Origin of the sequence: Iodobacter violaceini (assembly GCF_011601265.1) — a bacterium.
Classification (GTDB): Bacteria; Pseudomonadota; Gammaproteobacteria; order Burkholderiales; family Chitinibacteraceae; genus Iodobacter; species Iodobacter violaceini.
Genome location: NZ_JAAOLX010000004.1, coordinates 335,230 through 361,020 on the forward strand (window position 1 = coordinate 335,230; position 25,791 = coordinate 361,020).

General features: G+C 49.4%; 15 protein-coding genes and 2 riboswitches. Of the genes, 11 read left to right on the forward strand and 4 right to left on the reverse strand.

The features are described 5' to 3' along the window. Positions 1-97 precede the first annotated feature (97 nt). From clpB to HA050_RS09935, 8 genes are all read left to right on the forward strand, one after another. Complete coding sequence (gene clpB / locus HA050_RS09900) at positions 98-2,680, forward strand: ATP-dependent chaperone ClpB (protein WP_166825245.1); 2,583 nt, start codon at positions 98-100, stop codon at positions 2,678-2,680. A 198-nt stretch (positions 2,681-2,878) separates the two neighbouring features. Next, on the forward strand, positions 2,879-4,393 hold the full coding sequence (locus tag HA050_RS09905; protein WP_166825248.1) for a sensor domain-containing diguanylate cyclase: 1,515 nt from the start codon (positions 2,879-2,881) through the stop codon (positions 4,391-4,393). 101 nt (positions 4,394-4,494) lie between these two features. Further along, the gene (locus HA050_RS09910; RefSeq protein WP_166825251.1) at positions 4,495-6,186 is read left to right on the forward strand and encodes a SulP family inorganic anion transporter; all 1,692 of its coding nucleotides are present in this window, start codon (positions 4,495-4,497) and stop codon (positions 6,184-6,186) included. Between the two features lie 164 nt (positions 6,187-6,350). After that, the gene (locus tag HA050_RS09915) at positions 6,351-8,363 is read left to right on the forward strand and encodes a BCCT family transporter (protein WP_166825254.1); all 2,013 of its coding nucleotides are present in this window, start codon (positions 6,351-6,353) and stop codon (positions 8,361-8,363) included. Positions 8,364-8,502: 139 nt separating this feature from the next. Continuing rightward, positions 8,503-8,598, forward strand: a riboswitch (glycine riboswitch). Between the two features lies 1 nt (position 8,599). Beyond that, positions 8,600-8,695, forward strand: a riboswitch (glycine riboswitch). A gap of 53 nt (positions 8,696-8,748) precedes the next feature. Continuing rightward, the gene (gcvT, locus tag HA050_RS09920; RefSeq protein WP_205836384.1) at positions 8,749-9,843 is read left to right on the forward strand and encodes a glycine cleavage system aminomethyltransferase GcvT; all 1,095 of its coding nucleotides are present in this window, start codon (positions 8,749-8,751) and stop codon (positions 9,841-9,843) included. A 169-nt stretch (positions 9,844-10,012) separates the two neighbouring features. After that, complete coding sequence (gene gcvH / locus HA050_RS09925; protein ID WP_166825259.1) at positions 10,013-10,390, forward strand: glycine cleavage system protein GcvH; 378 nt, start codon at positions 10,013-10,015, stop codon at positions 10,388-10,390. 118 nt (positions 10,391-10,508) lie between these two features. Continuing rightward, positions 10,509-13,379: an aminomethyl-transferring glycine dehydrogenase gene (gene gcvP / locus HA050_RS09930; RefSeq protein ID WP_166825262.1), complete on the forward strand. Its 2,871-nt coding sequence runs from the start codon at positions 10,509-10,511 to the stop codon at positions 13,377-13,379. Between the two features lie 181 nt (positions 13,380-13,560). Continuing rightward, complete coding sequence (locus HA050_RS09935) at positions 13,561-14,514, forward strand: substrate-binding domain-containing protein (RefSeq protein ID WP_166825264.1); 954 nt, start codon at positions 13,561-13,563, stop codon at positions 14,512-14,514. A gap of 128 nt (positions 14,515-14,642) precedes the next feature. Here the strand turns inward: HA050_RS09935 and HA050_RS09940 are convergent, their stop codons facing one another. Next, positions 14,643-15,446, reverse strand: coding sequence for a hypothetical protein (locus tag HA050_RS09940; protein ID WP_166825267.1), 804 nt, complete (start codon positions 15,444-15,446; stop codon positions 14,643-14,645). 64 nt (positions 15,447-15,510) lie between these two features. Then, complete coding sequence (locus HA050_RS09945; RefSeq protein WP_166825270.1) at positions 15,511-16,068, reverse strand: neutral zinc metallopeptidase; 558 nt, start codon at positions 16,066-16,068, stop codon at positions 15,511-15,513. A gap of 747 nt (positions 16,069-16,815) precedes the next feature. On the opposite strand from HA050_RS09945, the gene epsC reads away from it, so the two are divergent. The 3 genes from epsC (at position 16,816) to HA050_RS09960 (ending at position 20,397) form a co-directional block, all read left to right on the forward strand. Further along, positions 16,816-17,772 (forward strand): serine O-acetyltransferase EpsC, encoded by a 957-nt coding sequence (gene epsC, locus HA050_RS09950; protein ID WP_166825273.1) that lies wholly within the window; start codon positions 16,816-16,818, stop codon positions 17,770-17,772. A gap of 80 nt (positions 17,773-17,852) precedes the next feature. Then, positions 17,853-18,764: a family 2A encapsulin nanocompartment shell protein gene (locus tag HA050_RS09955; RefSeq protein WP_166825276.1), complete on the forward strand. Its 912-nt coding sequence runs from the start codon at positions 17,853-17,855 to the stop codon at positions 18,762-18,764. Beyond that, a complete protein-coding gene (locus HA050_RS09960) occupies positions 18,751-20,397 on the forward strand; it encodes a family 2A encapsulin nanocompartment cargo protein cysteine desulfurase (RefSeq protein WP_166825279.1) in 1,647 nt (548 codons plus the stop codon). Before HA050_RS09955 ends, HA050_RS09960 begins: the two co-directional genes overlap by 14 nt. 35 nt (positions 20,398-20,432) lie before the next feature. Here the strand turns inward: HA050_RS09960 and HA050_RS09965 are convergent, their stop codons facing one another. Both HA050_RS09965 and HA050_RS09970 read right to left on the reverse strand, forming a co-directional pair. Continuing rightward, a complete protein-coding gene (locus HA050_RS09965; protein ID WP_166825283.1) occupies positions 20,433-21,026 on the reverse strand; it encodes a CoA pyrophosphatase in 594 nt (197 codons plus the stop codon). Between the two features lie 52 nt (positions 21,027-21,078). Then, positions 21,079-25,554 (reverse strand): PAS domain-containing hybrid sensor histidine kinase/response regulator, encoded by a 4,476-nt coding sequence (locus HA050_RS09970; protein ID WP_166825286.1) that lies wholly within the window; start codon positions 25,552-25,554, stop codon positions 21,079-21,081. Positions 25,555-25,791: the final 237 nt, after the last annotated feature.

Sequence of the window (25,791 nt, forward strand, 5' to 3'; positions counted from 1 at the left end):
AACGCTTATTCGCGATTAATGCTGTTCAAAATCCTCTTGATCTCGCCCTGCCATGCCCCCATGTATAACGTAAGAACCAACTTTGGAGGTGCGCGGAATGCGTTTCGATAAACTGACCACAAAATTTCAACAAGCCATAGGCGATGCGCAAAGCAGCGCTAATGCCAATGACAATCCCTATATTGAGCCACAACACGTGCTGGCTGCGCTGCTGGCCGATGTAGATTCAGGCACTTCCGCCCTGCTGGCCCGAGCCGGGGTGAATGTGAATCCGCTCAAAACTGCACTTGCAGCCGCCATTGATCGCCTGCCAAAAGTCAGCGGCGGCGATGGTGAAATCACTGTTTCTAAAGAACTGAGCAATTTACTTAATCTGACCGATAAAGCCGCGCTTAAACGCAACGATCAGTTTATTTCCAGCGACCTTTTTTTATTAGCGTTAACCGCAGATAAAGGCGAAACAGGCCGCTTACTGAAAGAAAACGGCGCTAAAAAAGAAGCCATCGCCGCAGCCATTGATGCCGTACGCGGCGGGCAAAGCGTGGATAGCCAGGAGGCAGATCAAAACCGCGAAGCATTGGATAAATACTGCCTGGATCTCACCGAGCGCGCCAAAGCCGGAAAGCTGGACCCGGTAATTGGCCGCGACGATGAAATCCGCCGTGCCATGCAGGTTTTGCAGCGCCGCACCAAAAATAATCCTGTTTTAATCGGTGAACCTGGCGTGGGCAAAACCGCCATTGTAGAAGGTCTGGCCCAGCGCATCGTCAATGGCGAAGTACCCGAATCGCTTAAATCCAAGCGCGTACTGGTACTCGATCTGGCATCTTTGCTGGCTGGCACCAAATACCGTGGCGAATTTGAAGAGCGCCTGAAAGCCGTGCTGAACGAGCTGGCGAAAGACGAAGGCAATACCATTATCTTTATCGACGAGCTGCATACTCTGGTCGGCGCGGGCAAAACCGAAGGATCAATGGACGCGGGCAATATGCTCAAACCCGCGCTGGCACGGGGCGAGCTGCACTGCATCGGCGCAACCACGCTGGATGAATACCGTAAGTATGTAGAAAAAGACCCCGCACTGGAGCGCCGCTTCCAGAAAGTATTAGTGGGAGAGCCGAGCGTTGAAGCCACCATCGCCATTTTGCGCGGCTTACAGGAAAAATACGAAATCCATCACGGGGTAGAAATCACCGACCCTGCGATTGTGGCCGCTGCCGAACTGAGCCATCGCTATATCACCGACCGTTTTTTACCCGATAAAGCGATTGATCTGATCGACGAAGCCGCCGCCCGCATCAAAATGGAAATCGATTCCAAGCCCGAAGTCATGGACAAGCTGGACCGGCGGATTATTCAGCTCAAAATCGAGCGTGAAGCGGTAAAACGCGAAAAAGACGAGGCCTCTAAAAAGCGCCTTGCCCTGATCGAAGAGGAAAGCGCAAGGCTAGAAAAAGAATATTCTGACCTGGAAGAAATCTGGAAAGCCGAAAAAGCCAGCGTGCTGGGCAGTCAGGCGATTCGGGAAGAAATTGAACGCGTTAAAACCGCCATGGACGCCGCCCAGCGCCGTGGCGAGTGGGATAAAGCCAGCGAATTGCAATACGGCCAGTTGCCGCAGCTGGAAGCTAAACTCAAAGCCGCTGAAGCATCTGAAGCCACGGGTGGCAAGCCCAAATTACTGCGCACGCAGGTAGGATCGGAAGAAATCGCCGAAGTGGTCAGCCGTGCTACCGGCATTCCGGTCAGCCGCATGTTGCAAGGAGAGCGCGCCAAACTGCTGGCCATGGAAAACTCACTCCATCAAAAAGTGGTGGGGCAATCCGAAGCCGTACGACTGGTTTCTGATGCCATCCGCCGTTCCCGCGCCGGGCTTTCCGACCCTAACCGCCCTTACGGCAGCTTTTTATTCCTTGGCCCCACCGGCGTAGGTAAAACCGAGCTGACCAAGGCACTGGCAGAATTCTTATTTGATTCGCCGGATCATTTAATTCGCCTCGATATGAGCGAATTTATGGAAAAACACAGCGTATCCCGTTTAGTGGGCGCGCCTCCGGGTTATGTGGGTTATGAAGAAGGCGGCTACTTAACCGAGGCCGTGCGCCGCAAACCCTATAGCGTGATTTTGCTGGATGAAGTCGAGAAAGCGCATCCGGATGTGTTTAATATCCTGCTGCAAGTACTGGATGACGGTCGCCTGACCGATGGACAGGGGCGCACGGTGGACTTTAGAAATACCGTGGTGGTCATGACCAGCAATCTGGGCAGTCAGCAGATTCAGGCGATGGCGGGTATGGATTATCCACTCATCAAAATGGCAGTCCTGGCTGAGGTGCAAGGCCATTTCCGCCCCGAATTTGTAAACCGGATTGACGAAATGGTGGTTTTCCATTCTCTGGATCAGGCCGCCATCAGGAATATTGCGCGCATTCAGCTTAACCGTTTACAAAGCCGCTTAGCCCATATGGAAATAGAATTGAGCGTAACAGACGCGGCACTGGATATTGTGGCAGCAGCTGGGTTTGACCCGGTTTATGGTGCAAGGCCTTTAAAACGGGCTATTCAAACCGAAATTGAAAATCCTTTATCCAAAGCCATATTGGAAGGCAAGGTGAGTGCGGGCCATCTGCTCACGATTGATGCCGACAATGAAACGCTTTGCTTTAAGCAATCTCATTAATTCTGCAGCACTTAACGGCATTCTTCGGAATGCCGTTATTTTATTCCCGTGCAAAACCATAAGTAAGCATCTTCCTTTCAAAAAAAGCGGGCTTTATATACCAATAGCCCGTCAGAAAATTGTACTTTCGTAATCAAATACTCAACAATTATCAAAATAATAAGATAAGCTTAATGATCGAATTCTCAAAAAAATGTAATGAAGCAGGCACTTACATTTCTGACATCCCCTAAAGCCACCAAGGCTTTCTTGCTGCTGATCATTTATCTGGGCATTGGTTTTCTGAGCATTCAATTTGCTATGCTGCCCTCAGAAAACTTTGCCGTTATTTGGTTTGCTGCGGGCTGCGGGCTGGTTCTTATGCTGGAGCTTGGAAAAACGGGGATTCCTTTTGTTTTAGCCGGCAGCGCCATCCTGAATACCCCCACCTATTATGCTTTTTTGAGCCATGCGGGCATGAATCATGCACTGCCCCTGTCTGTTATTTTAGGTCTTATACCCGCTGCCATTGATACCTGGCAAGCCGTGATGGCCGCCAATGCATGGAAAACTTTTATTGAAAAGTATCATCACCCGCCATTACAAACCCCCGGAGATCTGCCTTATTTCTGGCAAAAAATCTGTTTTATGCCTGCACTGATCAGCATGACACTTTGGCATTTACTGCTGAGCTGCAGCAATACAATACCTTACAACGGCTTATTTTCTAATCTTCAACAAATGTTATTACTGATCCTTGGCGATACTGCGGGCATTTTTGTTATTGCCCCTATATATGCCTCATGGAAATCAGGCGCTTTAAGAAAAACAATCAGTCCTGCATCACCTTACTTTGCCACCATTTTACTGATTGTTGGGCTTGGATTTATAGTACACAGTTATTTAATGATGCTGGTTTTGCCGGTTTTATTATTAATTGCCATTCATTTCAAACTGGCGGGTACATCGATCGCTTTATTTATTGTATTTACCCTGTCGGCAATTGGAACGGTCTATCAGACGGGGCCGTTTCTCAATGCCAACTTAATGATTACTTTCATTAATTTACAGCTTTTTCTTTTTCCCCTCGGGCTGACACTGCACTATCTGGCTCTTTTACAAGAACTGCTCAGCCAAAGCCAGATGCAACTTGAATCTGAAGTGGCCAGCAGAACGGAAGCCTTAGCCGCAGCCAATTTACGCCTCGAAGAATTAGTCACCACGGACGAGCTGACGGGTGTAGCCAACCGGAGAGAATGGCAGCGCCGCTGCGATGAAGCCATAACCTATGCCCGCCGCTACCAGCAGCCCCTGTCTATTTTATTAATTGATATTGATCACTTTAAAAATGTAAATGACCAACACGGCCATTTAGCCGGGGATTTAACCCTGAAAGAATTATGCCGGATATGCACCACAGAATTACGCGCCACAGACAGCTTTGCCCGCTGGGGAGGCGAAGAATTTGTCCTGCTTCTGCCTGGTACCACACAGGCAGAAGCCATGCTCGCAGGCAATAAATTAAGGCTGGCCGTAGAAGAGCAAGCGCAAATTGAATTTGAAAACAAAGATATCCGTATCACCATCAGCATTGGCGTGGCCATGCTGGAAGACAGCGATCCCAGCCTGGATTGCCTGCTGAACCGTGCCGATCAAGCCATGTACGCAGCAAAAGCAGCAGGCAGAAATCAGGTGCAATGCGCATTAAGCAGTGCATATTTTGCCAGCAGCTGAAATCAGTACCCTGAGGCCAAAACAGCAACAACTTACTTGAGACTTATACATATTCAAAAGAGTGCGCCATAATTAAACCCTGCCTTTTACCTGGCTCAATCATGCTTACCCGTTTTCGCCCCCGCTCCCTTGATATCCTCCACAATTACAGCAAAAGCCAGCTGATGGCCGATATCACCGCCGGTATGAGCGTGGGTATTGTAGCGCTTCCTCTTGCTATGGCCTTTGCAATCGCCAGTGGGCTGACACCCGCAGCCGGGCTGACCACAGCCATTATTGCGGGCTTTCTGATTTCGCTTCTGGGCGGATCAAAAGTTCAAATAGGCGGGCCCGCCGGGGCATTTATTGTGGTGGTTTACGCTATTGTTCAGCAATATGGTTTAGGCAATTTGCTTTTAGCGACCATGTTGGCTGGTGTATTTATGTTTTTACTTGGCCTGCTTGGCCTTGGGGCATTAGTACGCCATATTCCCGTTTCAATTGTGATTGGCTTTACCAATGGGATTGCTGCCTTAATTGCCTTATCTCAGCTTAATGATTTTTTTGGTTTAAATATTGATCATCTTCCTGCTGAATTCTTTTCAAAAACTAAGGCAATTGGATTGGCCCTGCCTCATATTCATTTGGCCACACTGAGTATTGGCGTATTTTCGCTGGCCATTCTGATTATCTGGCCCAAAATAGCCAGGCATTTGCCCGCAGGTTTAAAACAAATCCCCGGCAGTATGATTGCTCTTTTAGCAGGCACTTTACTTTCTCAATGGCCGGAGCTGAATGTGGCCACCATAGGCAGCCGCTTTGGCGATATTCCGTCGCAGCTACCCACGCCTGCCTTTCCTCAGTTCACCTGGCACTCTCTGGCAGCTATTATTCAGCCCGCCCTGACAATTGCCGTACTTGGCGCCATTGAATCCTTACTTTGCGCGCGCATTGCTGATGGCCTGATCAATGACCGCCATGACCCCAATCAGGAGCTGATGGCTCAGGGCATTGCCAACTTTGTTTCGCCCTTATTTGGCGGGTTTTGCGCCACCGGCACCATCGCCCGCACCGTTACCAATATTAATAGCGGGGCCAGCAGCCCTGTTTCGGGCATGGTGCACGCCTTATCTATTTTGCTGATCATGGCCATTGCTGCGCCATTTGCCAAACTGATTCCCCTTTCTACGCTCGCCGCCGTTTTACTTTATGTGGCCTGGAATATGGGGGAATGGGCCGAGTTCCGGCGCTTGCAACATTTCACAGGCAATTACCGCACCATTTTACTTTCTACTTTTATCCTGACTGTGGTCGTGGATTTAACTGTGGCGATGGAAGTTGGTCTGCTGCTTGCCTGTGTTTTCTTTATTACCCGGGTATCCAGCCTGACTCACTTAAAGAAAGTGAAGCTCCCTGAACACTTAAAAGCAGATCCAATCGAAGCATGGAGTATTCATGGCTCCTTATTTTTTGGATCGATTGCCAAAATAGAAAGCTTACTCGACCCGCATAAAATCCAGCCCGATCTGCTGATTTTAGATTTGTCATCTCTCTTAAATATGGATACCACAGGGCTGGAGGCCTTAGAAACACTGCAGCAGCAATTACACCACCAGGGCGCTTGCCTGATTATTTGCGGCGCGGGCATTCAGCCTCATTCACTGATCCACAGATCCGGGTTTTATCAGCACTTAGGGGCAGAATTTTTATTACCTGACCTGCAAAGCGCATGGCAGCTGGCAGATCATTTATCCCAAAAAAAGCACGCAGATCATCAGGAAAACTGCGAAAAAACGCATCATCACAATGTGTGATTTAGTCACTAATTTGTACTATTTATCATTACAAACCCAGCAATCATTGTTAGAGTGACTGTCGCTTTTCTATGCCAATAGTCTTATAAATACATGGGCATAGCATTGAAATCCGCTTTTTATCCCCAAACGGCCCCGTTTTTTTGGCCACTACAAGGAGATGCATGAATACAAGTACACGACTTCGCCTTCATCACACCTTAAGCATGCCGGTGTTTTTACCCAGCATGATTTTAATTGGCATATTGCTCGCCATTTGCACGCTTAATCCTCAGGCTGCAGAGCAAATCTTCTCGCAAGGCCAAGCCTGGGTTACACAGAAATTCAGCTGGTTTTATATTCTTTCTGTGGCTATTTTTGTTATCACCTTAGTCGCCATTGCCTGCAGCCCTTACGGCAATATCCGCCTTGGCCCGGACGACGCCAAACCCGAATACAACTTTACCTCCTGGGTGGCCATGCTGTTTGCCGCGGGCATGGGTATTGGTCTGATGTATTTCGGCGTGGGCGAGCCGATGCAACATTATCTCTCACCGCCACTTGCCCAGGGCAGCACCATGGCGGCAGCCCGTGAAGCCATGACCATGACCTTTTTCCACTGGGGTTTTCATGCATGGGCGATTTACTGCCTGGTTGGCCTTGTGCTGGCTTATTTTGGCTTTCGCTACAATCTGCCGCTGACTATCCGCTCCGGCTTGTATCCGATTTTGCGCGACAAAATCAATGGCCCAATCGGCCACGCAGTCGATGTATTTGCCCTCTGTGGCACTATTTTTGGGATTGCCACTACGCTGGGCTATGGCATTTTGCAAATCAGCGCAGGCTTACATTCACTCACTGGCTGGGAAACCTCAAATCTGCACTTTCAGTACGGCCTGATTGCCGTGGTGATCGGTCTTGCGGGCTGGTCTGCCGCATCGGGCCTGGATAAAGGCGTACGCCGCCTGAGCGAGCTAAATTTAGGGCTCGCTATTACGCTGATGCTGTTTGTTTTATTCGCAGGACCAACGCTGTTTTTGCTTGGCGCATTTGGCGACAATATCGGCCATTATTTTTCCAGCCTGGTCGAGCTGACTTTCCGCTCTTACACCTATGAACCTACGCAAAAAGAAGGCTGGTTCAGTGGCTGGACGCTGCTGTATTGGGCTTGGTGGATTTCATGGTCGCCATTCGTTGGGATGTTTATTGCGCGTATCTCCCGTGGCCGCACCTTACGTGAATTTATCATCGGTGTGATGCTGATTCCTGCCCTGTTTAACCTGGTATGGATGACGATATTTGGCAATACCGCTATCTGGCTGGATATGCATACGGCTGCCGGTGCGCTCTCGCAAACCGCTGCCAATGTGGATGCACTGCTGTTCAAATTCTTTGAATACCTGCCGCTGGTTAAAGTCACGTCATCGATCACCATCCTGCTGATTGCCGTGTTTTTTGTCACCTCGGCGGATTCAGGTGCTTTTGTGCTCAACACCATTGCCACCCGTGGTGCAGAAAAATCGCCCGCCTGGCAGAGCCTGTTCTGGGCGGGCTTACTTGGCGCTACGGCTGCTATTTTGCTGACTGCCGGTGGTTTAAAAGCGCTGCAGGCCGTCACCTTAATCGCTGCCCTGCCCTTCACGGTGATTATGCTGCTGCTCTGTTTCAGCCTGTGCAAAGGCCTGGCGGCAGACAGACAGCACTTCTCACAGAAGTTTTCCCCCAGCACTACCTTCTGGACAGGCCAGCACTGGCGGACCCGCCTTGCACAAATTTTGCACGAGCCGCGTTTAAGTGATGTTGAAAAATTCATCACTAAAAGTGTTCAGCCAGCGCTCAATGAAGTGGCCGCCGAGCTGCAAAAACAAGGCCTGAGTGCTTCTGTATTGCTTGGCGAAAATGGCGCGGTTTCTTTGGTGGTGCCACAAGCTAATCTGCGTGACTTTGTTTATGGCGTGCGGCCTTTAAAGCAGCCGGTGGCTACTTTTGCGCTGCGCGATGCATCGCTGCCCATGTCGAGCAGGCCGCATCACTATGTGCCCATCACCTTCTTTGAAGACGGCCGCCAGGGCTACGATGTGCAATATATGATTCAGCAGGAGCTGATTGCCGATGTGCTCAAGCAATACGAGCGTTATTTAAGCCTGGTACAAAATCAGGATACGCATCTGCTCAACAGCGCCCCCGGCCATACTTAGACTCAGCTTGCCGGCTATAACACCCCGCTTACATACAAGCGGGGTGTTATGCCATTTGAATACCCAAAAACCATGTGCAAAATGCCCGCTGACTTGTACATGTAAAAATTGACAAGCACCGTCTAAGTGGTTAAATTCCGACCACTAAAGAGGAGAGAGTAGCCAGGGAAAACCCTGATTACCGCCGAAGGCGCAACGCCCGCGAACGCTCAGGCAAAAGGACTCTTTGGCATCAACACTCTGGAGAGCGGCGTGAAACGCCCACCGAAGGGGCTAACAAAACGGATCGTCATGAGCCGTTTTGGAATCTCTCAGGTACCAAGGACAGAGGGGCCGCTGCACAAACCAGCCAAACTTGGCTCGCAGCGCTATGCCCGAGAGCGCCATGTCCGCCCAACTCCACACTACCCCACTCAATGCTGCCCACCGTGTTGCCAACGCCCGTATGGTTGATTTTGGCGGCTGGGACATGCCGGTCAACTACGGCTCACAAATCGAAGAACACCACGCCGTTCGTACCGATGCAGGCATGTTTGATGTAAGCCATATGCGCGTAGTGGATCTCAAAGGTGAACAAGTTCGCGCCTTTCTGACCCGCGCCATTGCCAATAATGTGGCCAAGCTTAAAGTTTCCGGCAAGGCGCTCTACTCCTGCCTGCTTAACCCACAAGCGACTGTCATCGACGATTTAATCGTTTATTACTTCACCGAAGACTACTTCCGCTTAGTCGTCAACGCAGGCACCGCAGATAAAGACATCGCATGGCTGCAGCAGCTCAATAGCGATTGGAATACCGGCCTTACCATTACTTCCCGCAATGATTTAGCCATTCTGGCCGTTCAAGGCCCTAATGCGCGCGCAAAAGTCTGGGAAGTGTTGCCAGAAACCCAGGCCGCCAGCGAAGAACTAAAACCCTTCAACGCCGCACAAATTGGCGAAGTGATGATCGCCCGCACCGGCTACACCGGTGAAGATGGCTTTGAAGTGGTATTGCCTGCAACGCAAATTGAAAACTTCTGGAACCAGCTGATCGCCGCAGGCGTTCGCCCATGTGGCCTTGGCGCACGCGACACACTGCGCCTGGAAGCCGGGATGAATCTATACGGCCAGGATATGGACGAAACCATCAATCCGCTGAACGCAGGTTTAGCCTGGACGATTGATTTGGTTTCCGAGCGCGATTTCGTAGGTAAAGAAGCCCTCGTCGCCCAAGGCCAGACTCAACAATTCCTGGGTTTATTGCTGCTGGATAAAGGCGGCGTACTGCGCGGCCATCAGGTGGTGCATACCGAACACGGTGACGGAGAAATCACCAGCGGTACGTTCTCGCCAAGCCTGCAACAATCCATCGCTATGGCGCGTTTACCACTGGGCGTGGCCATTGGCGACACCGTACATGTAGCTATCCGCGACAAAAAACTCGCCGCCCGCGTGGTGAAAATGCCTTTTGTACGCAACGGTAAATCACAGCTTTCATAAAAAAATCTAAGATCTGCAGACACAGAGCGCACTGAGAAAACCTTTGAAGTAAAAAAACTGAATTGATTTTCTCAGTGACCCCGCTTTATTTTCTTTGTGTTCTTCGTGTCTGCAAAACATTTTGACCTTAAATAACACACAACAACACACCCCATACCGGAGCACTTTTATGTCTATCCCAGCAAATTTGAAATTCACTGACACACACGAATGGCTTCGTCTTGAAGCAGATGGCAGCATCACCATCGGTATTACCAACCACGCACAAGAAGCACTGGGCGATATCGTATTTTTGGAATTGCCAGCAGCCGGCACTCGTTACGCTAAAAACGACGCTTGTGGTGTGGTTGAATCAGTTAAAGCCGCCAGCGATATCTACTCGCCACTGGCGGGTGTGATTCTGGAAAGCAATGACGACTTAACCAACGCGCCAGAGCAAGTCAACACCGATGCTTACGGCGCATGGCTATTCAAAATCACCCCGGACAATGTGGCTGATCTCGATGGCCTGTTAAGCAGCGACGATTACGAAAAAGCCATCGGCTGATCAATTTGCAGCTTGGGCTGTTCATTTAACCGGCCCAATATTTGCTCCATCCCGTGTTGGGCTGATAAGACATTAGCCCAACCTATATATCTGCCTACGTACTCTTACGGTTGCCGCCATGACCACTGCATCTCTTAGCCATCTTGAAGATCACGCCGCTTTTGTGGCCCGCCATATCGGCCCAAATGCTGCGGAAGAAGCCGCCATGCTGGCCACGCTTGGCTACACAACCCGCGCTGATTTGATTAAAAATATCGTTCCTGCGGCGATTGCCCGTCAGGATGCTTTGCCACTGGGTGAATTCACTCAGGCCAAAAGCGAAGCCGGGGCTTTAGCTACGCTGAAAGCCATTGCAGGCAAGAATGTGCTCAAAAAGAGCATGATTGGTCAGGGCTATTACGGCACCCATACCCCCAGCGTGATTCTGCGCAACATCCTGGAAAATCCGGCCTGGTACACAGCTTACACGCCATACCAGCCAGAAATCAGCCAGGGCCGTCTGGAAGCGATTATTAACTTCCAGCAAATGATTACCGATATGACCGGCATGGCGATTGCCAATGCTTCCATGCTGGATGAAGGAACCGCCGCTGCCGAAGCGATGACACTCTTGCTGCGTATGAGCAAAAGCAAATCGACTATTTTCTATGTGGCCGCCGATGTGCTGCCACAAACTCGCGAAGTGATCGCTACCCGCGCTGCACCGCTGGGCGTTGAAGTACGCACCGGCCTTGGCGAGGCAGGCGATGGTTTTGGTGTGCTGCTGCAATACCCAGGCGTGAACGGCGATGTGCCGGATTACCGCGCACTGGTGGCTGATTTACACGCCAAAGGCACTTTAGTGGTGGTCGCCGCTGATTTGCTGGCGCTTACTTTATTAGAAGCACCGGGCACTTGGGGCGCTGATGTAGTGGTGGGTAATAGCCAGCGCTTTGGTGTGCCGCTTGGCTTTGGTGGCCCGCACGCTGGTTACTTAGCCACACGAGATGAATTCAAACGCTCGATGCCAGGCCGTTTGGTCGGCATTACTGTAGACGCGCAAGGCAAGAGCGCTTACCGCCTGGCCCTGCAAACCCGCGAGCAGCATATCCGCCGCGAAAAAGCGACTTCCAATATCTGTACCGCACAGGTATTACTCGCTGTGATGGCCAGCATGTACGCCGTTTACCACGGCCCTGCCGGCTTAAAACGCATCGCGCATCGCGTGCACCGTTTGACCAGCATTCTGGCTGCAGGCCTGAAGCAGCTTGATGTTAAAGTCCTGAACGAAAACTGGTTTGATACCCTCACCATTGCAGTAAAAGACGCTTCGGCCATTCATACTCTTGCCCATGCCCAGGGCATTAACTTACGCCATATCGATGCCACAACGCTTGGCGTTTCTCTGGATGAAACCAGCACCCGCGAAGATATTGCGGTGTTATGGAATATCTTTGCAGCGGGCAAAACATTGCCAGCGGTAGACGCCATCGATGCAGAAATCGCTGGCGCATTGCCGGGCGAGCTGCTGCGCCAGACAGATTTCCTGACTCACCCAACCTTTAATCGCTATCACTCCGAAACAGAGATGATGCGTTACCTGCGCAGCCTGGCAGATAAAGACCTGGCGCTGGATCGCACCATGATTCCGCTTGGCTCATGCACCATGAAGCTCAACGCTGCCAGCGAAATGATGCCGGTCACCTGGCCGGAATTTGCCAATGTCCACCCGTTTGCGCCAAATGCACAAACAGCAGGCTATCGCGAAATGATCGCCCAGCTCGAAGCCATGCTTTGCGCGGCAACGGGTTATGCGGGTGTCAGCTTGCAGCCTAATGCAGGCAGCCAGGGTGAATACGCGGGCCTCTTGATTATCAAGGCTTACCACGCTTCGCGTAACGATGCCGCCCGCAATATCGTGCTGATCCCGGCATCCGCACACGGCACCAACCCCGCCTCTGCGCAAATGGCAGGCCTCACCGTGGTGGTAGTGGCATGCGACGAAGCCGGTAATATCGATCTGGCCGATTTACGCGCCAAGGCCGATAAGCACAGCGCCAATATTGCTGCGATTATGATTACCTACCCAAGCACGCACGGCGTGTTTGAAGAATCGGTTAAGGAAGTCTGCGAAATCGTGCACGGCCACGGCGGCCAGGTATATATCGACGGCGCAAATATGAATGCCATGGTGGGCCTGTGCGCACCCGGCCAGTTTGGCGGCGATGTCAGCCACTTAAACCTGCACAAAACATTCTGCATTCCTCACGGCGGCGGCGGCCCGGGTGTTGGCCCGGTGGCAGTAGCGGCACACTTAGTACCGTTTTTGCCTAATCAAGAAAGCAGCGGCTATGTGCGTGGCGAGCAGGGTATTGGCGCGGTCAGCGCAGCGCCTTATGGCTCGGCAGCGATCTTGCCTATCTCATGGATGTATATCGCTATGATGGGCGCGGAAGGACTGAAAAGCGCAACGGAAGTGGCGATTCTTAACGCCAACTACATCGCCAAACGCCTGGCGCCTTTCTACCCTGTGCTTTACAGCGGTCACGATGGTCTGGTTGCGCACGAATGTATTCTGGACCTGCGCCCACTGAAAGACGCCAGCGGCATCAGCAATGAAGATGTAGCCAAACGCCTGATGGATTACGGCTTCCACGCGCCAACCATGAGCTTCCCGGTGCCTGGCACACTGATGGTGGAGCCTACCGAAAGCGAATCAAAAGCAGAACTTGATCGCTTTATCGACGCCATGATTGCAATCCGCAGCGAGATTGATCGCGTCGTAAGCGGTGAATGGACTCTGGCGGATAACCCGCTGGTGAACGCACCGCACACGGTAGAAGTATTAACGGCAGAAACGTGGGAACACGGCTATAGCCGCGCTACTGCAGCATTCCCGCTGGAGAGCATCAAACGTAATAAATACTGGCCACCCGTTGGCCGTGCTGACAACGTGTACGGCGATCGCAACCTGTTCTGCGCTTGCCTGCCGATGTCTGATTACGAATAAGCTGCTTTTTAAAGCCTGAAGCAAAGGCCATCCGCAAGGGTGGCCTTTTTAATTTAAACCTGAATTTACATGGTGAAATCAAGAACGCTGCAGCCTGTACAAACCGTCAGACTGCAGGCTGCATCGCAGCCATTTAATTAGCTATATTGCAATTAGTAACAACATGCACGTGGAGTGCGAAATGCAATTAATGCGTCTTCTATTGTGTGCAGCTTATTTATTAGCTGCCGCTGCAACAGCAGCCCCGCTTAAGGCCGTTTTTATCCCCAAGGGGGCGACACAGATTTTCTGGAAAGAAATGGCGCGTGGCGCTGAAGACACGGCAAGAAATTTGCATATTGAAATGGTCTGGCGGGGTCCCAGCCAGGAAGATGGTGTTGATGCCCAAGCCCGTATTATTGATTTTTATATTCAGCAAAAATACTCAGGAATTATTTTAGCGCCCAATTCTACGGCACAACTCGATAAGCCAATTCGGGAAGCCATCAATAAGGGCATTAAAGTTGTTATTGTGGATTCCCCATTAACAGGACAAAACACCCTGCCCTATGTAGGCACAAATAATAAAGAAGCAGGCGCTCTGGCTGCCGCACAGGCCGCTAAAGATTTTCCGCAGACAAAAAAAATATTACTGCTTCGGTATTCAGCTCAGCATGGCTCTACCACAGAGCGGGAAACAGGATTTTTAGACAGTATCCATAAACTGCTGCCCAATGCAGAGGTAATTGATACGCAATACGCCGGCATTTCAATGCAGGCTGCCGAATCCACTGCAAATGCTCTTCTGAGCCGGATCCCGGATATTGATCTTATTTTCACCCCCAATGAATCAAGCACAGAGGGTACAGTACGTGCGCTTAAAGCCAAAAACCTTGCAGGAAAAACACACCATTATGGCTTTGATTTTAATCACAAAATCAATGAAGCAATAAAAGACGGCAGTCTGAATGGTGCAGTCATTCAAGACCCTTTTTTAATGGGGCAAAAAGCCATGCGCACCCTGTTTGAATTACTGAAAAACAAACAAACCCCCGCCCTGCTGGAAACGCCTGCAATTATGATTACCACAAAAAATATAAATAATCCGGAGATCCGGCTAAAAACCGACCCTTTTCTAAAACTCTATCCCAGATAATAATGGCGAGAAAAAGCAAACATCTGCAGCCAGCCCGGCCTGCTTAAAGGATTTCACTTAAATTAATCAGCTTGAGGCAAGCCCCGGAAATACTGCCACTAAAACCCCGGGGTACTCCGGCCCTCACATTAAGACTTAAATATCGGCGTGCGGTTTGCTGCTTTGCTGCGGCCGTCTAATTCTGCAATCAGAACCGGTAATTTAGCTTTAGCCGCCTGCTTTAGCTGATCACTGGCTTCTGTATATACCTTTGTGCTGCGAAACCAATCTGCGCTGATACTGTCACCCAGGCGATCCGAAATCAAATGCCATGCATAGGCATCCACCAGATTATTTTCTTGCAGATAAAGCTCGGCAATAATCCCCGCAGAGCGGATATTCCCCGCCACTAATGCATCTTTAAAGGTGGATTTAGCCTGATTGGCATAGTCAGTTTGCGGATCATAATCAGGGTTTTCCGGGTTTTTATTTAATTCAAAATAATACTTCTCACCCAGATGCACCATGGCATAAGCATCCCCTGATTTCGCCAGCTTTTTTAAGCTTTGCAAATCTTTCGTTAAATAATCAGCGGGCACCATATAGCCCAAAGCTTCCATCTTTTTGCGGCGGGCAGCTTCTTCCGGGCTGATTACTTCTTTATCCGGTGTATTTATGGCGGTATTCAGATGCGGGTCGGTTTTTACCTCGTCGCTGCTTAAATCAATACTTTTGTTTTTAGCAAAAGGGGAAGCTTGCAGCATGGCAGACTGGCTGATGTTTTTATCTTTCACCTGTAAAGCAGCAGAAGAAATTGTTTCAGCGTGATCAGGCTTTGCCGGTGATTTCACGGACGCAAGCAGACTGGATAAAACAGCAGCAGGTGATTGCCAGAAAGAGAGCATTACGCCACCGGCTAATGCCAGCATAAGCAACAGAATTGGTTTTTTCATATTTTGCCTCACTCCATTCTCTCTGATACCTGGCATCAGATATCAGAGAGATTATTTTAATTAATTATTTTGGCAAATTATTAAAACACTTCAGCAAATCACCCTGAGCATAGCCCCAGCGTGTAAACGCATCGCGCTGGGCTGGCGTGCCATGCGTGCTGTAATCCGCTGCCGCCCGGGCACTGCTTACAGCGGCTTCCAGGAAAGACTGATAGCCCAGCTTATTCACGGCATAGCGAATAAATGATCCGCCATTGCAATCCGCTTGCAACTCCATATAAGGCGCTTGCAAGCGAATATTATTAGCAAACTGAATGGAATGACCCCACTCATGGGCCAATACCATTTTGGCTGCGTAATTGCCGTGCTGGCTTTCCTGAGTCTGCAGGAATTGTGTGCCCACGCTGATAATAGAAGGACCACAGGCCATCGCATTCGGGCTGGGTTCGCCACAAGCACGTTGGTCGGTATAAATGGTTGGCCGTGCATAGCGGCCTTTTTCCTGACTTATTTCAGAGCCAGTTTTATTGATGTAAGTCTGATTCACCGTAACTGCATTTACAACTTGAGTCAGGCCTAAGCCCATTAAAAGTGCAAAAGCCATGCGAGCTTGCTTTGTCATCGTTATCTCCATTTTTTACTGGTTGCTTATTGCGCACGTTTCGTTTTGAAAGCAATTAACCATTAAGAATCAATCACTTTCTGCCACAGATCATCAACCTTATGTCATTGTCATGTCAATACATGAAAAATAAAATGATAACAATCACAGCAATAAAGCAACACAAATATTACCAAAGCATACACGGGCCTTTTTATAACGCTCAGACACCCGCCTCTGCTGCTGAAAAACACCGCCCAATATGGCTGGCATTTTGCCTCATAAAAAACCCTGCAATATGCTTACAATAAATTAACTTTAAGTTTTTAATTAACAAAAATAATCTACTTGAAATCTAATGCTCGCCCTGTCTGCACCCCATTACACCAGCCAGCCAGTCTCTTATCCGCAACATTTTTTTAACTCAATGCAATCTGCTGCCCTCTTCAGCTTCACGGCGCGCAGGCAAGCGGGCTCATTCATTCAAAACAAGCCCCCCCCTTTAGAAAAAACATACAACAACAATACAAGCAATTGTTTTTATTAAACAAATAATTTAAGCACCAAAAAGAATTATCCATAAAGCTTTAATTTTCGACAAAAAACGACCTTGTCAATATTCTTATTTTTTATGAGAAAACAATACCAAAGTCATAAAATGCATATGCAAATGATTAAAAAGTTCTAAAAAATCGATTTTTATATCAATTTTGTTGTGTATTATTTTTGGGGTCAGCCTTCTTAATTTGTCAGTAAAAAGTAATAAAAATGAATAAACATTTGATCGTTTCTGACGAAATACACGATTTTTTAGCAGATAATTCGCCGCATGCCGATCCATCGCCCCTGCCCTGGCGCTTGGAAGACGTGGTTCGAGGCTTACGCCAATCACGCGAACACGCACAAAAAATACGCTTTCATGGAGAGGTACGGGAGCTGCCCTCCGGAGAAGTGATGGGGCAGATTATGGAAGGCTTGGCGGCTGTTCTGTTCCCCACGCATTACGGCAGACCGGATTTATCCGAAGAAAGTATCGATTACTTTGTTGGCATCACTTTGCACGCCACGCTGACACAGCTGTTTGAACAGGTCCGGCGCGGCCTGCTGTTTAATGCCAGCCCCGGCGACACCTCCGATCACAAGCATGCCGCCCGTGAAATCGCCCGCCGGTTTGCCCGCCAGCTGCCTGATATCCGCGCCGTTCTGGTAGCCGATTTACACGCCGCCCAGCAGGGTGATCCGGCGGCCAGAAGCATCTCTGAGATTTTGCTTTGCTACCCCGGTTTTCGAGCCGTACTGAACTACCGCCTGGCCAATAGCCTGTATTTACTGGGCGCCCCCTTCTTAGCGCGGATTATTTCCAATCTGGCTTATGCCTCTACAGGTATTGATATTCATCCCGGCGCACAAATTGGCCCGGAATTTTTTATTGATCATGGCAGCGGCGTCGTGATCGGTGAAACCAGCATTATTGGCCAGCGGGTGCGTATTTATCAGGCTGTCACACTGGGGGCCAAAAGTTTTCCGGTGGATGAAGAGGGGCAACTGATCAAGGGCAAGGAGCGCCACCCCATTATTGAAGACGATGTGGTGATTTATGCAGGTGCCACTATTCTGGGCCGCATCACTATAGGCAGGGGATCCGTGATTGGCGGCAATGTCTGGCTGATGCACAGCGTCCCCCCTGGCAGCCGGATTTCCCAGGCAGATAACCAAAGCCATTAACAAGCCAGGTCTTCAGATGAGGTCAGACCTGGTCATTCTCATCCGTCCGTTTTCCCAACCCAAGCTCGAAGGAGCACATTATGACTGTTGAACATCAAACCGCCCTGGGCGATGTCGCCGCGCGGCAACTGGCCATTGCCACCCGTACCGTGCCCCAGCTCTCTACCATTACCCCGCGCTGGCTGACGCATTTATTGCAATGGGTGCCGGTAGAGGCCGGCATTTACCGCGTTAACAAGGTAAAAGACGCAGGCAATGTAACCGTAGACTGCTCGGCCCGTGACGAGCGCACTCTGCCAAACACCTTTGTGGATTACATCGAAGACCCGCGTGAATATCTGCTTTCAGCAGTCAATACCGTACTGGATGTGCATACCCGTGTTTCTGATCTTTACAGCAAACCCTATAACCAGATCAGCGAGCAATTGCGCCTGACCATCGAAACGATTAAAGAGCGTCAGGAAAGCGAGCTGATCAACAATAAAGAATACGGCCTGCTCCACAGCATTGCCCCTGGCCAAAGAATTAAAACCCGCACTGGCGCACCTACTCCGGATGATCTGGATGAGCTAATCAGCAAAGTATGGAAAGAGCCGGGCTTTTTCCTGCTGCACCCGCAGGCCATTGCTGCCTTTGGCCGTGAATGCACCCGCCGTGGTGTGCCGCCGCCGACTGTTTCCCTGTTTGGTTCGCAATTTCTGACATGGCGCGGCATTCCATTATTTCCATCGGACAAAGTGCCGGTTGAAAATGGCAAAACCAAAATTCTGCTGATCCGCACCGGAGAAAGCCGTCAGGGCGTAGTGGGCCTGTATCAGCCCGATTTACCAGGCCAGCAAACGCCGGGGCTGGCGGTACGCTTTATGGGCGTCAACCACAAGGCCATTGCATCCTATCTGGTATCGCTCTATTGCTCGCTGGCCGTGCTGACCGATGATGCGATTGCGGTACTGGAAGATGTAGAAACAGGCAAATACCATGAGTACAAATAAGCCGCTTGCAGAAGGGGCAGAGATTGCTGAGCTGACGGCGTGGCTCGCGCAGCAGGCCAATGCACTCTTTGGTGCACGGCCACAGGGCGAAGCCAGCGCTGCTGCACCGCTGGCCGCACTGCATCCACAATCAGCAATTCCGCAAAGCTTGCAGCAAACGCCGCAGCAGCCAAGCCACGATCAACATCCTTTGCAGCACAACAGCCCGCCACTGGGTAATGCCCACGCGGTCAACCCGGCCGATTTTGGCCTGCCCAATGAGGATGAGCTGCGGGCCTTGCTGGCCCCGAAAACGGGCTTCTCCAGCCAGATACCCGCCTCGGCATCCGGCATCCGGCCGGTGCAGTATGCCGTGCCCAGTGGTTTTGCTGATCCTTTGCAAGCCCGTCCGGACGCCACCGCAGCCCCGGCGCTGGATGTGCATTTAATCCGCCAGGATTTCCCGATTTTACGGGAACGGATACAGGGCAAGCCGCTGATCTGGCTGGATAATGCTGCCACCACACAAAAGCCGCAGGCAGTGATCGACAGAATCAGCCACTTTTACGCGCACGAGAACTCCAATATCCATCGGGCCGCGCACGAGCTGGCAGCGCGTGCAACCGATGCCTACGAAGGAGCGCGTGAGATTGTGCGTGGTTTTTTAAATGCACGGTCGGTGAATGAAATTATCTTTGTTCGCGGCACCACCGAAGGCATTAACCTGATCGCAAAATCCTGGGGAGAAGCCCATATTGGCAAAGGGGATGAGATTATTGTCAGCCACTTGGAGCATCACGCCAATATTGTGCCCTGGCAGCAGCTTGCCGCTAAAACAGGCGCAGTATTGCGGGTGATTCCTGTGGATGATGACGGGCAGGTTTTGCTGGAAGAATACGCAAAGCTGCTTAATTCCCGCACCAGGCTGGTGTCGTTTACCCAGGTATCCAATGCACTGGGCACCGTGACTCCGGCCAAAAAGATCATTGAAATGGCCCATAGTGCGGGTGCAAAAGTACTGCTGGACGGGGCGCAATCCGTTTCTCATATGCGCTCTGATGTGGCGGCACTCAACTGCGACTGGTTTGTGTTTTCAGGGCATAAAGTCTTTGGCCCAACCGGCATCGGCGTGGTTTACGGCAAAGAAGAAATCCTTAATGACACCCCGCCCTGGCAGGGTGGCGGCAATATGATTAAAGATGTCACCTTCGAGCATACCCAGTACCATGCCGCACCCACCCGTTTTGAAGCCGGCACCGGCAATATTGCGGATGCTGTTGGCTTAGGGGCCGCGCTGCAATATGTAAGCAATATTGGCATAGACCGGATTGCCGCTTACGAGCACCAGTTGCTGATCTATGCCACCCGATTACTCAAAGGCATACCCGGCCTGCGTTTAATCGGTACGGCCCAGGACAAGGCCAGTGTTTTATCTTTTGTGCTGGAAGGCTTTGAAACGGCAGAAGTAGGTGCATTGCTGAATAAAGAAGGGATTGCAGTGCGCTCTGGCCATCATTGTGCACAGCCTGTTTTGCGGCGTTTTGGGCTGGAAGCCACCGTGCGGCCATCTTTGGCTTTTTATAATCATTGCGGCGATATTGATACGCTGGTTGCCACCCTGGTCAAAATCCAGAGTGGCCGCAGCAGGCTGTGATGAATAAAGCGGCACCCGCAGCCGCGGGTGCCGCTTTATTCCAGGCTTTTGGCCAGCATCAGCAGCATTCCCGCTGTTGCCCCCCACACCACACGGCCATCATGTTCTAAAAAATTAGTAAAGCCGCGCTGGCCGTTGCGCTCTATCATCCGGCGCTCAAAACGGCGCGTATCCAGCAAAACAGAGAGCGGCAGCTCAAACACATCCGCCACTTCATCAGGATCAGGCATTAAATCAAAGCCCGGCTGCAACACCCCCACCACGGGCGTCACCCTGAAACGGCTGATGGTGAAATATTCAGCCAGGCTGCCCATCACCGCCACCCGATCCGGCGAAAGCCCAATTTCTTCCTGCGTTTCACGCAAAGCCGTGGCGATTAAATCTGCATCCTGCGTTTCATACGCACCGCCTGGAAAACTAACCTGCCCGGCATGGGTAGAAAGATGAGCCGCGCGCTCAGTAAACAAAACAGTCGGGCCATCAGGATGCAGTACCAGAGGAATCAGCACCGCAGCCTTACGGCTTTCCGGCATGACCTCTCCACCCAAATCACCAGCGGTTATACGTGCTGCATCATCCAGTTTGGATTGCAGCCATGGGATCATTAAACCCGAGCTTGGCAAAATCACGACAGTACCTGTTATTTTTGTTATTCATATTCTGAAAATACCACTTACCGGATCAGCGCTCACGTAAGCGCTGCCCGACAGCACTGCCTAAAGACATAATCTTCGCATGATATGGCCATGCATTATCCAATGCTTTTTCACGCCCGGTCTGCTCTACTTTTTTGCATAAATCGGCCAGATTCTGCGCCCCCAGCTGAGCGGCCGCACCTTTCAATTTATGGGCACAGCTCACCACTGCATCCCCGTCGCCCGACTCAATCACCGTGCCCAGATTGGCCAGACACTCATCCAGTGTAGGCAGAAACAATTGAATCAGCTCATCCGTCATATCCATACCCAACATGGTTTTTAAATCTTCAAAGGTATGGTTAATACTGGCCATTTCTTTATCCAGCTCTTCATTACCCGCAGGCGAAGTCATATGATCTCCATTCAGAGCATTTACAGCCTGCCCCTGTGACTGATTGAAAAAAAACCGCGATAAAACACGAATCAATTGCTCAGCACTAATCGGCTTGGCAATAAAATCATCCATGCCCGCCTCATAACAACGATCTTCATCAGCTTTATACGCATTAGCGGTTAAAGCAACGACAGGCACCTTGCTTTGCGGCCCCGCCAAAGCACGAATCAGCGCAACCGAGGTATAGCCATCCATTTCCGGCATCTGGCAATCCATAAAAACCAAATCGTAATTGCCTTTCTGAACCTGATTAAGCGCTTCTAATCCATTATTTGCGACATCCACTTTACAACCCAGCTTTTGCAACATCATCATGGCCACTTTCTGATTAATCAGATTATCTTCAGCCACCAAAATATGTAAATCCAGTCTTTCTATTTCATCTGCCGATAAACTGTCTGCCCAATCCGGTGCACTTTCACCGTGTTGTAAAGCCTCTTCAATACAATGCCGCAACTGTTTTTCCTCTGTAAACTTCGCTAAATAAAAATTCAGCGGATTAACTTTGCGGTGAATCTCTTCTGTCCGGCTCAAAATTAAATGAATAACTGGCAAGGCAGCGCCATGCAAATGATCATGAATACGGTGGCTTAAATCAACAGCTTCAAAACGCTCATCCATTATCACAAAGGCAAATTCTGTACAGTCCTGATTTAAGGCGGCCATGCCCTCTTCAGAATCAGTATAACAATGCGCATGCAGCCCAAGCCTTGCCAGAGTGATCGCAAGAGATTCGGCGTATACAGGAAAAGGCTCAAATACCAGCACTTTACGCCGCTGACTATACACAGGCACCGGAGGCTCTGCAGGCACAATAGTAAATGGCACTTCAATCCAGAAATTAGCTCCTGCACCGGGCTGGCTTTCTACCCCAATTTGTCCTTCCATTGCATCAACCAGACGTTTACAGATAGATAAGCCCAAGCCCGTGCCGCCAAATTTGCGGGTCGTTGAATTATCTGCCTGGATAAACGGGCTGAATAATTCATTCTTCACCTGATCAGATAAACCCAGCCCCGAATCTTTTATTTCAATCCGAATCATAACGCGCTGTGAATCAATCACCCCGCACAATACACGGGCAATAATATTTCCCTCCCCAGTGAATTTAATGGCGTTACTCATTATATTAACTAACACCTGACGTAAACGGGCTGGATCACCCATTAAATGCTCAGGCACATCAGGGGAAACAAGACATGCAATTTCTAATTTTTTTTCATACGCTCTGGGTGCAGAAAAAATAAACAGCTCTTCAATAAGATGTCGCAAATTAAATTCAATACATTCCAGCTCCAGCCTGCCCGCCTCTATTTTTGCAAAATCCAGTAAATCATTCAAAAGTGATAATAAAGAATGGCCTGCCGTATGAATTGAATCTACCAAATCCCGCTGCTGCGGGCTAAGCTCGCTTTCAAGTACTAAAGATGAAAACCCCAGTACCGCATTAAGCGGAGTGCGAATTTCATGGCTCATATTGGCCAAGAAATCGCTTTTAGCCCGGCTTGCCGCTTCTGCCAGCAGAATGGCGGCCTGTAAGGCTGCCTCATTAATTTTCCTTTCATGAATATCAATATTCACCCCAAGCATGCGCAAAGGCTTGCCGTCCTGACTAAAAGAACTTACCCGCCCCACGCTTAAAATCCAGCGCCAGTTTCCTTCCTTATTTTTCACTCTGAATTCAGCGGCACAAATAGCCAGCTCGCCACTAAAGTGCGCCTGCAATAATTTTCGGGCGGCAAGCACATCATCCGGATGCGTTAATTCAGACCAGCTGTCTAAGTGGGCCGGCATTTTTTCCGGATCATAGCCCAGTATTTCTGCCCATTGCCCGCCAAATAAAACCTCATTATTGCTGATATTCCAATCCCATATTCCGAGGCCCGCACATTGAATGGTTAAATCCATTCTTTTTCTGCTTTCATTTAAGGCGGCTTCATGTTTCAAAATTTCAGTAATATCTTCGTGCGAACCCACCATTCTGACCACTTCGCCTGATTCATTTTTCAAATGAACAGCCCGGCTGCGCACACTGACCCAATGCCCTGATTTATGTTTAAACCGGAGTGTCACTTCAAAGCGATCCATTGCCCCATGATTAAATTCATGGGTTAAGTGCAAGAACCGCTTTCGGTCTTCCGGTTCAATCAGCCTGTCCCATGTGGCAAAATTGTTTTCTAATTCATCATCTGCATAACCAAAATTTTCTTTCCACTGGGGAGAAAACCACACCTCGCCCGTTTGCATATTCCAATCCCAAATGCCTTCTTTAGCGGCCTGTGCGGCCAGAGAAAAACGCTCGCCTGATTCACGCAGTGCATATTCAGCCTCAATCACACGGCTCATATCAAAATCAATACCAATAACCCTTTCCGGGAAGCCTTTATCATCCAGAATTAATTTTCCATGCGTAGAGATATAACGCATTGACCCATCAGGCAAAATAATTTTCAATATTTCACTAAGCGATTCACCACCATGCAGCATGGCATGCATTGCACCATCAAACAGAATGATATCTGCCCGGCTGATACGGGCCGACCAGCTGGCATAATCAAGATAAAACGATATGGGGTCCAAACCATACAGTGCATACATTGCACCATCCCAGCTTATTTTATTTTTATCTAAATGCCATTCCCATGTCGCTAATTTTGCAGATTCAATCGCCAGACTTAACTGCTCTTTGATTAATTTTCCTTCCTCTGAAACAGTGGTGTCATTGAGCAGACACATTATTTTCTGTTGATTACAAACGTAAAAAGCATTGAATTTAACTGTAAAAATAAGCCCATTCAGATCAAGCCCTTTCAGAACAAGTGCAGGATTTGTTACGTCAGACGATTGATTTTTTTCCGCACTTAAAAGACAGGATTCAAAATCATGGTAATTAAAATCAAAAAACAACCTGAACACAGGCTGACCACACACATCCGCAGCCACCTGCTTAAAAAGCGCAAGTGCATAGTGATTGATACTGAGCACCAGGCCATGCCTGTCCAAAATAAAAGCAGCCCCGGGCATAGCATTCAACATAAGCTCTATTTCTTTATCCTGAACTTTCTTTTTATTTTCTTCATCAGTCTTATTTTTATTAACGATGTTTTTATTTAAAAACATATAATAAACGGTTGCGCACAACAAGCTCATCAGCACACCCAAAGCCATCATCCACACATAATCATTTCTCAGATATAACTGATCAAAAGCCTGCTGACTGGATATTTTTAAAGTGAGCTGTTTTCCACCATAAGCAAACACCACTTCGCGATGGTATAAAGGAATGGCATAGTCCGGAGATGTCAGATCCCTCTGATATAAATTAACAGGCGCAGTTTTATTCTCTGAAATACTTAACTCACATTTAAATAAATTCGCGTATTCACAATCAATCTTGTCCATCATTTTTTTTACACTAACCGGAATATAAACATACCCATGAAGAAAACCATTTCTATCAAATAATTTGCTGCTGTTTTTATCCGTTAAATACCATGGGTAGAAAATTAAAAAATCAGCCCTGTGTAATTCTGACAAGCGCTTTGAAACAATTAACAACACATGGTCTTTTCCTGCGGATGATTGCAAATCATTAACGAAATCTGTATATAAAGAGAAGTCATAGCCTCGAATTTCTTCTTTAAAAAGTCCAGGCTCCAGTGCTTCAACAATATACGCATCTGTATTTGTGCCGGAGATATCAGCCATTTTTAAGGGAATGCTTGCAAATTCATTTGCCCATTTTTCCTGATAACTGGCCCGGTCTTTGTCAGCCACCCCTCTGAGCAGGCCAACAGACAAAGCACCTGCTTGTGTAGCGGGCAAATCTAACAGCTGCACAGCGTATAAGAACCCGGACTGTGCGTCCCCTTTTCCGGTAAATGCGCCTGCGCGCCGCAGACTCTCACCAAATGCGTTCATGTGATTTTGTACATCAGAAACATAGCGGGCGCTCATTTGCAAAAACGCAGCTTCTGCCCGCTCCGCATCCAGGCGATAGGAAAAAAAAGCAAAGATAGCGCTGATCAGTATTCCGGCCAGCCCGAGTAATACAGGGCCTGGCATTGTGGTTTTATTCCTATTTAGCCGATGCAAAAAAGACTTCATTACTCGCGGACTCTGTGAATGTTTGTTTTACAAACTGCACCCAATATGAGAAACCCAGGAAACAATCGGCCATTTCTGCCCAAGTCGGCTTAGCGGCGCTCTGAATGCTGCAAAGCCAGCTGAGAAGCACAACAATTTATGACTTATCAATATAGAGAGCACCAGGGCGGCTTGCCAGATAAAGACCAAAACTCA

Bases quoted from the DNA above. Each gene is read 5' to 3' on its own strand.
- HA050_RS09915 (WP_166825254.1), top strand. From the start codon at position 6,351: ATGAATACAAGTACACGACTTCGCCTTCATCACACCTTAAGCATGCCG.
- HA050_RS09935 (WP_166825264.1), top strand. From the start codon at position 13,561: ATGCAATTAATGCGTCTTCTATTGTGTGCAGCTTATTTATTAGCTGCC.
- HA050_RS09905 (WP_166825248.1), top strand. From the start codon at position 2,879: ATGAAGCAGGCACTTACATTTCTGACATCCCCTAAAGCCACCAAGGCT.
- HA050_RS09910 (WP_166825251.1), top strand. From the start codon at position 4,495: ATGCTTACCCGTTTTCGCCCCCGCTCCCTTGATATCCTCCACAATTAC.
- gcvT (WP_205836384.1), top strand. From the start codon at position 8,749: ATGTCCGCCCAACTCCACACTACCCCACTCAATGCTGCCCACCGTGTT.
- HA050_RS09955 (WP_166825276.1), top strand. From the start codon at position 17,853: ATGACTGTTGAACATCAAACCGCCCTGGGCGATGTCGCCGCGCGGCAA.
- HA050_RS09960 (WP_166825279.1), top strand. From the start codon at position 18,751: ATGAGTACAAATAAGCCGCTTGCAGAAGGGGCAGAGATTGCTGAGCTG.
- gcvH (WP_166825259.1), top strand. From the start codon at position 10,013: ATGTCTATCCCAGCAAATTTGAAATTCACTGACACACACGAATGGCTT.
- HA050_RS09945 (WP_166825270.1), bottom strand. From the start codon at position 16,068: ATGACAAAGCAAGCTCGCATGGCTTTTGCACTTTTAATGGGCTTAGGC.
- epsC (WP_166825273.1), top strand. From the start codon at position 16,816: ATGAATAAACATTTGATCGTTTCTGACGAAATACACGATTTTTTAGCA.
- clpB (WP_166825245.1), top strand. From the start codon at position 98: ATGCGTTTCGATAAACTGACCACAAAATTTCAACAAGCCATAGGCGAT.
- gcvP (WP_166825262.1), top strand. From the start codon at position 10,509: ATGACCACTGCATCTCTTAGCCATCTTGAAGATCACGCCGCTTTTGTG.
- HA050_RS09970 (WP_166825286.1), bottom strand. From the start codon at position 25,554: ATGCCAGGCCCTGTATTACTCGGGCTGGCCGGAATACTGATCAGCGCT.
- HA050_RS09940 (WP_166825267.1), bottom strand. From the start codon at position 15,446: ATGAAAAAACCAATTCTGTTGCTTATGCTGGCATTAGCCGGTGGCGTA.